Origin of the sequence: Pseudomonas sp. (assembly GCF_026224925.1) — a bacterium.
In the GTDB taxonomy this organism is placed as follows: Bacteria; Pseudomonadota; Gammaproteobacteria; order Pseudomonadales; family Pseudomonadaceae; genus Aquipseudomonas.
Map to the genome: position 1 here is coordinate 1 of NZ_JAMFRV010000444.1, position 6,918 is coordinate 6,918.

General features: G+C 58.3%; 3 protein-coding genes and 2 pseudogenes. All 5 read right to left on the minus strand.

Going from position 1 to position 6,918, the window contains the following annotated elements; translation table 11 throughout:
* Window positions 1–1,512: pseudogene (locus M0974_RS19265) on the minus strand (pyruvate dehydrogenase (acetyl-transferring), homodimeric type); the annotation flags it as partial.
* 135 nt (window positions 1,513–1,647) lie between these two features.
* Entirely contained in the window at window positions 1,648–3,576 is a 1,929-nt protein-coding gene (locus M0974_RS19270) for a methyl-accepting chemotaxis protein (RefSeq protein ID WP_297840286.1), read from the minus strand.
* 308 nt (window positions 3,577–3,884) lie between these two features.
* Window positions 3,885–4,784, minus strand: a complete 900-nt coding sequence (locus tag M0974_RS19275) for an SDR family oxidoreductase (RefSeq protein WP_297840288.1) — start codon at window positions 4,782–4,784, stop codon at window positions 3,885–3,887.
* 105 nt (window positions 4,785–4,889) lie between these two features.
* The gene (locus tag M0974_RS19280) at window positions 4,890–6,629 is read right to left on the minus strand and encodes a CocE/NonD family hydrolase (protein WP_297840291.1); all 1,740 of its coding nucleotides are present in this window, start codon (window positions 6,627–6,629) and stop codon (window positions 4,890–4,892) included.
* Between the two features lie 73 nt (window positions 6,630–6,702).
* Window positions 6,703–6,918 (minus strand): annotated as a pseudogene (locus M0974_RS19285) (porin); the annotation flags it as partial.

Below are 6,918 nucleotides of genomic sequence, written 5' to 3' on the forward strand. Positions count from 1 at the left end.
GGTGGTAGACATCTCTTTGCCGTCGGCCTCGAACGCGAAACGCGCGTAGTCAGCCAGGGCTGGCACGGCGACGTGCTCGTTGCCCTTCTGCCGCGCAGGGATGTAGCCGCCCAACGCTGCTCTGCGCTCACGCAGATAACGCATCTCCTGGCTATCTTCGGCCGGACGATAGAAGCGCAATTGCGCAACATCTTCGTCCGAGAGTGGCAGCGCGAAACGATCACGAAACGCCTTGAGTGCATCGACATCCAGCTTCTTGGCTTGGTGCGACGTCATGCGAGACTCTCCGGCACCGCCCATGCCGTAACCTTTCTTGGTTTTGGCCAGGATTACGGTCGGACGTCCCTTGTGCGCCTTGGCAGCGGCGAACGCCGCATGGAGCTTGCGGAAATCGTGACCGCCGCGCTTCAGGGCATCGATCTCGGCATCGGACATGTGCGAGACCAACTCTTTGATCTCTGGATCCTGCTGGAAGAAGTGCAGCAAGTTGTAGGCCCCGTCCTTGGACCCTAGCGTCTGATATTGGCCATCGACGGTCTGGGCAAAGCGTTGCAACAGGGCATTGTTGGTGTCCCGTGCAAACAACGGATCCCAGTCCGATCCCCAAATGACTTTAACGACATTCCAGCCAGCGCCAGTAAACAACGCTTCAAGTTCCTGAATGACCTGGCCGTTTCCACGCACCGGGCCATCCAGACGCTGCAAGTTGCAATTGACGATAAACGTGAGGTTATCGAGTTTTTCCCGCGCAGCGAGCGTGAGTCCTGCAATCGATTCAGGCTCATCCATTTCACCATCACCGAATACCCCCCATACATGACGCTCGGAAGTGTCGGAGAGATTGCGGTGCTCCAAGTAACGCATATACCGCGCTTGATAAACCGCACTGATAGGACCAATACCCATAGATCCGGTCGGGAATTGCCAGAAGTCGGGCATCAGCCAGGGGTGCGGGTATGAACTCAGCCCATTGCCGCCGACTTCCTGGCGATAGTTGGCGAGTTGCTCTTCGGACAGTCGTCCCTCGAGGAACGCACGGGCGTAGACGCCAGGTGCCGAATGCGGCTGGTAAAACACCAGATCGCCACCGTGACTCTCATCACGGGCACGGAAGAAGTGGTTAAAGCCAACCTCAAAGATTTCGGCGGCAGACGCATAACTTGCGATATGCCCACCCAGATCTCCGTAGGCCTGGTTTGCGCGCACCACCATGGCCAATGCATTCCAACGAATTATCGAAGTAATCCGCTCCTCGACAGCAAGGTCTCCTGGATAGGGACCCTGCCTTTCAATCGGAATTGTGTTCCGATAAGCCGAGTACGGGTGCACATGCGAGGTGATGCCCAGTGCTCTTGCGTGTTGCTCTAACTGTTTAAGCAGGAACTGCCCGCGCTCGGAACCGCCATCGCGCACTACGGCCTCCAGCGACTCCAGCCACTCCTGCGTTTCATCCCGGTCAATATCCATCGACGCCATTGACCCGGTTATCGAATTTTCGTTTAGCGAACTCATATCTGCCTCCACTTCTGTTGTTGTTCGCTTAGAGATGAACCGACAGAACGTGCCGCCGTACTAAGCTTCATTACTGCTAAACCTCGGCATGAAATGCCTGGGACAATTTCTATTGAGTGCATAACTGCACCCATTTCAGGTCGTCGTCCGAAAACCTCCAACCGCCTCGTTGAGCGCGCCGCCCACCTGTTCCAACCCGCGCACAGATGCTTCCAGCAACCCGCTGGCAGCGGTACTTTGCTCTGCGACCGCGCGTATCCGCTCCATACTGTCGCCAACCTGTTCAGCCACTGCACTCTGCTGTTCGGCCGCCGCAGCGATCCGCTGACTCATCTGCTCCACTGTCGACACCGCCGCGGCTATTTCCTGCAGCGCTTGTGACGCCTGTGCAGCGAGCACCACGCTCTCGCCGGTCAGTGTCTGGCTCCCCTGCAAGCGACTGGCCGCCTGCTCGGCGACGGCGCGCAGTTGCTGGATGATGGTGGCGATATCGTCGGTGGAGGCTTGTGTGCGCCGCGCCAGGTTGCGTACCTCGTCCGCCACCACAGCGAATCCACGACCGTTTTCGCCGGCACGTGCGGCTTCAATCGCAGCATTCAGAGCCAGTAGATTGGTCTGCTCGGCCAGGGCTTTGATCACATCGAGCACCTTGCCGATAGCCGTACTCTCGTTGAGCAGCGAGCCCATTGCCTCGGAACATCCACTCATCTCCTGAGCCAGGTGACCGATCTTGTCCGTCGCCTGGCGCACCAATTCCTCGCCTTTGCGCGCCTGACCGTCGGCGTGCTCGACTGCGTCGCGGGTCTGACTGGTATTGCGCGCGACGTCTTGTGCGGTAGCGGCCATCTGTTGCATGGCGGTGGCTGCCAATTCAATTTCCTCGCGCTGCGAATCGACTCCCTGACGAGTACGCTCGGTGACCTGCACCAGACTGCTGGCGGCCTGGTTCAGCTCGCCGACACCCTGGCCAATCCGGCCGATCAGCCCACGCAAACTGTCGAGCATGACCCCGACGCTGCCGAGCAATTGTCCCAGCTCATCGCGTCGTCCAGATGCATCGATCTGTGCGCTGAGATCGCCCGATGCCACGCGCCGGGTGAGTTCAACAGCCTGACGCAACGGCTGCAGGATCAAGTGGCGAATCAACAGGCAAGCGCCGATACCGAAGCTGAGCGCCAACAGCACGATCCCCTCAAGCAGCCGCGAGACCCGCTGACTCATCGACTGCGAGGCCTGCACCTGCGCGACGCGGGCCGCGCCAAGCAGCGCGCTGACCTTGTCAGCGGCGACATTCATCGCGGCTTGGCTATCGGCGGTTTGATCACGGCTCGCGGCGTAACCGTTGAACGCGGCGCTGTATTCACCCAGCGCCGCACTCGCCTGGGTCAGCGACTCCCGCTCCGAACCTTCGAGCTGCTGCTCCAGGCTTGCCATGTACGAGCGCAGCTCAATTACCCGCGCCTCCCAGGCATTACGCACTTCCGTGCTGCCTTGCAGAGTGAAAAAGAGTTCGCTGTCACGCAGATTTGCCAGCTTGTCACGCAGCGTGGAGGCTTGTTCAAGCTGCAGCATGCGCACCGAGTCAGCCGGTTGCGCCCGCGAGGCCAAGAGGTTGACCGCGTCGAGCTGATCCAGCATCACCACGGTGAATCGCTCGCCAAGCACCTGAGCCAGCTGCTGCATGCGCAGGCGAGCTTCACGGGCATCGCGCTGGGCTTGAGCGTACCGCTCGAACTGGGCGAGATAGATTTTTGCCGCATTTATGGAATCGCGCTGCCCGCCCTGGGATTTTTCCAGCAACAAGACAAGCTCGCCGGTGATACCGGCAACCTTGTGGGCCTCCTCCTCAGCCAGGTCCAGAGCGAACGCCTTTACCGATACCTGCGCTTGCAACAACAGCGACTCGACAGAGGCGACGTCGTTCATCTTCTCGGCCCGTGCTTCGAGCACGTTGAAGGCGTAAAACGCTGTCGCTGCAACGCCTAGCGTCGATACTAGGACCAAGGCGAAACCCAGTGACAGCTTGTTACCTACTGACAGGTTGCCCAGCGCACGAGCAATCACAGGGACCGCCCTTTGCACAATGAAAGAGAAGCGCAAGTTGCAGAGAGGTCGTATGGCGAGCTGAGCATATGAGATCTTCTTCTTGTTGTTTTTTTGATTTCTGACGCTCTGCGTCCCTCAAGCGTTTAGAGCCTATCTCGTCTGAGTGCGGCTCGGCTAATGGCCAATAATGATGGGAGCTAGTTGAAACGCTGATAGCCTTGGACTCCCCCACTGAACCCCAAGAATAGGAAGGTCGGCGTCCTTGATCCTATGGATAACGGGGCCCGGCCAAGGCACTTAAACCCTTCGACGCCCGACGCCGCTTCTCAATCAGAAAGCGTTTTCAGACCCTGCCTGAAGTTTGCGTACTCCCTTCGGACAAACTCGTCGAAGGAAGTGGCGGGACGACCAAGGAGAAAAGACAGCACGTTGGAATTACCGACAAAGTCGTGGTTGCTGTAATACGAAGCGATAGCGAGGTTCATCCGCAACAAATGTTGGCCCGCACTTGGACCCAGGCCGCCGAACCGCTCGCGGACAAATACCTCGACATCGAAGCGCTCGACGGTAATCTCACGGCCTACTACGTTCGAAGCGACCACCCCGATGTCGTGCGCTGTGAAGGAACCGGGACCGACCAACTCATAGGTTGCGGCGGCGTGACGCTCGCGGTTAGAAAGAACCCGCGCAGCCACGTCGGTAACGTCTTCCAGATCCACCATCGACTGTCGTTTGTCCAAAGACCACGCCAAGCGGAATACGTCTTCCTCGAAGACCGCCTTCATACGAGACGGCAGCATGTAATTGGCTGGCTGCAGAATGGTGTACTCGAGCCCTGAGCACAGCAAATACTCTTCAATGTCGCGTTTGATCTCATGCTGGATCAAATCGGTAGCGATGGAGTGGAGCACTGAGCTGAAAACGAAGTGGCCCACGCCCTCCGCTCTTGCAGCGTCAACCATAGAGAAACCCATCGCGCGCTCGTCCTCATGGAGCGTCGGCCCAATGTGGTACACGCTTCTGACACCCTTCATGGCATGGGTAATAAATGCCGGATCGGCTAGATCGCCCACTAAAACCTGTTGCACGCCGAGCGCTCGCAGCTGCTTGGCCGACTCGTAGGTTCTTACGCAGGCCCGCACGTAATGGCCGGACGTGAGCAGCTTGGGCACTAGCCGCTTACCTTGATTGCCATTAGCCGATGTTATGAGGATCAATGAACTCATCTCCTAAAAGAAAACCTTATCGGTCAAAGCCGCTTTTTCATCCGACGGTGTCCTGTCGAACATAAGTGCGCCCTCCCCCTTACCAGGTAGGGCGCACGCCAACGATTAGCCAGTTTTAAGGGGGAGCTGGAGATAGGAGGCGTGTTCACCGCCGGTGTGGATCACATGCTGCCCAGAGTTGGCACCGACGTACTCTCCGATGCCAGGCATCATGGTGCCCATCAAGTTTCGCGAGCTAATGACAAAACGCAGCTGTTCGCCGGGGTAGAACGCTATGCCGAGCGGTAACAGGTCGATCTCGATGTCGACGATCTCACCGGGTGCGAGTTTTTCCACACGGTCGAAACTGTGGGCCGGCACGTCCTCGCTTGAAAGCCCTTTATCGAGATGCCGAGCCGAGACACGCAAGCGTCCGTCAGAGCCTTTGTAACGAAGAATGGTCGCACCGTGATCGGTGAGGTCGTGAACCCTCGCGCTGTGGTTAGGCGTGGTGAATTGCTGCAGCGGCGTGCCGTAGGCGTCGAGCTTTTGCACCAGTACAAACAAGTCCATGTCGTCGGCGCCTTTCGCTTCGACCCAGAGGTGCGCTTTGGGATAACCGACCAGTACCGTCTCCTTGTCGAAGCGGGTAATGAACGAGACCGCATTGGGGTTATTTTCGACACCATAGTCGGCTGGCACATCGGCGGCCGGCGCTTGGATGGTTAGCGTACGGGTGCGACCATCGAGGTAGAACCTAGTCGATACCACGCCTTGCGGGGGGAACTCGTCTGCAGCGACGTTAACCTGATCACCGCCTTTGAAGTCGTGCACGGCATAGCGCACCCGTGGTGTTGCCTCCCAATCGTTGGCCTCATCTTTCAGGTAACGGTCGAAGAAGCGGCGCAGGTCGTCCACGTTCGCTTCGTCGTAGTAGTCGGGCCACTCCTGGCTGTTATGGATGCGCAGCCATTTGTCTTGCGAGGCGATCCGCCGCCAGGCGCGGAATGTACCGGCGGTATGCAACGTATTGGAATAGCTCGCGACGATGTACGCCGGCACGTTGATTCGCTCGAACTCGGGGATCTTGTTTTCCCACAGCGCGTTCATCAGCGGGTAGCGCTGCGCCTCGGACAGGACGTCTTCTTTCTGGTTCTTGCCGAAGAAACTGCCGTTCTGCAGCAGCCCGGCGAATGCGAGGTCAGGCATGCCACCGCGCAGAACCAGGTCGCGGTAAACATCGCTCACGCCTTCCCACGGGTTGATGGCTTTCAGTGCCTTGGGCTGCTCGGCAGCCGCGAACCACTGCGAAACGGCCAGGTACGAGGTGCCGCTCATGCCGACATTGCCGCTGCACCATTCCTGCTCCGCCAGCCAGTCGATCAGGTCGTGGCAATCGCGGCCATCCTGGCGGTCCCAGATCACACTGTCGCCTTCGGAGTCGACGCAGCCGCGAATGTCCGGGTTGCAGATGGCGTAACCGTGTGCGCACCAATAAGCGGGGTCCGGGGCTTCGAACTTGGCCAGGCCGGAGACAATATTGTTGTTCAGGCCGACCAGGCCAAACACGCCCATCACGCTGACGGAGGTGCCCTGCCCTTTGCCATACGGGCTCCAGGCTACAATGACCGGCACCTTTTCGGCGCCAGCCGGGCGAAACAGGTCGACGTAGATCGTCACGCCATCGCGCAACTGCACCGCCACGTCCTTCTCGAACACGATGTCGACTGGAATTGGGCGAAATTGCGGGGCAACTTGAAAGCCCTTCTCCAGGGTTCGCGTACCCGGTTCAAAGGCGGTCAGAACGCCGGTTCTTGCAGGCGGCAGTGGTTGGGACGGCACGAACAGTTTTAAGTTATCGCTCATGGTGAGATTTCCTTCGTTTTTGTCGCCGGTCTAAACCGGGGCTAATTCATAAAACGGACGCGTGAATAAAGCATCAGAAAAACAACGTGAGACCGGCTTGCAGATTAAGTGTATCTTTGACATCGGGACTAAATGCCGGGTGCTCCACGTAACTAAGCCCTGTACGAAGATACGTGCCAGCGGCAATACGCATATTGTAAGCAAGCGTTGTAGACCTTGAATCGTCGGCGTTAGATACATGGAGTGTATCGAGCTTTTTATTGGCATCGTCGCTGTAGCTGGTATAACC

Bases quoted from the DNA above. Each gene is read 5' to 3' on its own strand.
- M0974_RS19280 (WP_297840291.1), bottom strand. From the start codon at position 6,629: ATGAGCGATAACTTAAAACTGTTCGTGCCGTCCCAACCACTGCCGCCT.
- M0974_RS19275 (WP_297840288.1), bottom strand. From the start codon at position 4,784: ATGAGTTCATTGATCCTCATAACATCGGCTAATGGCAATCAAGGTAAG.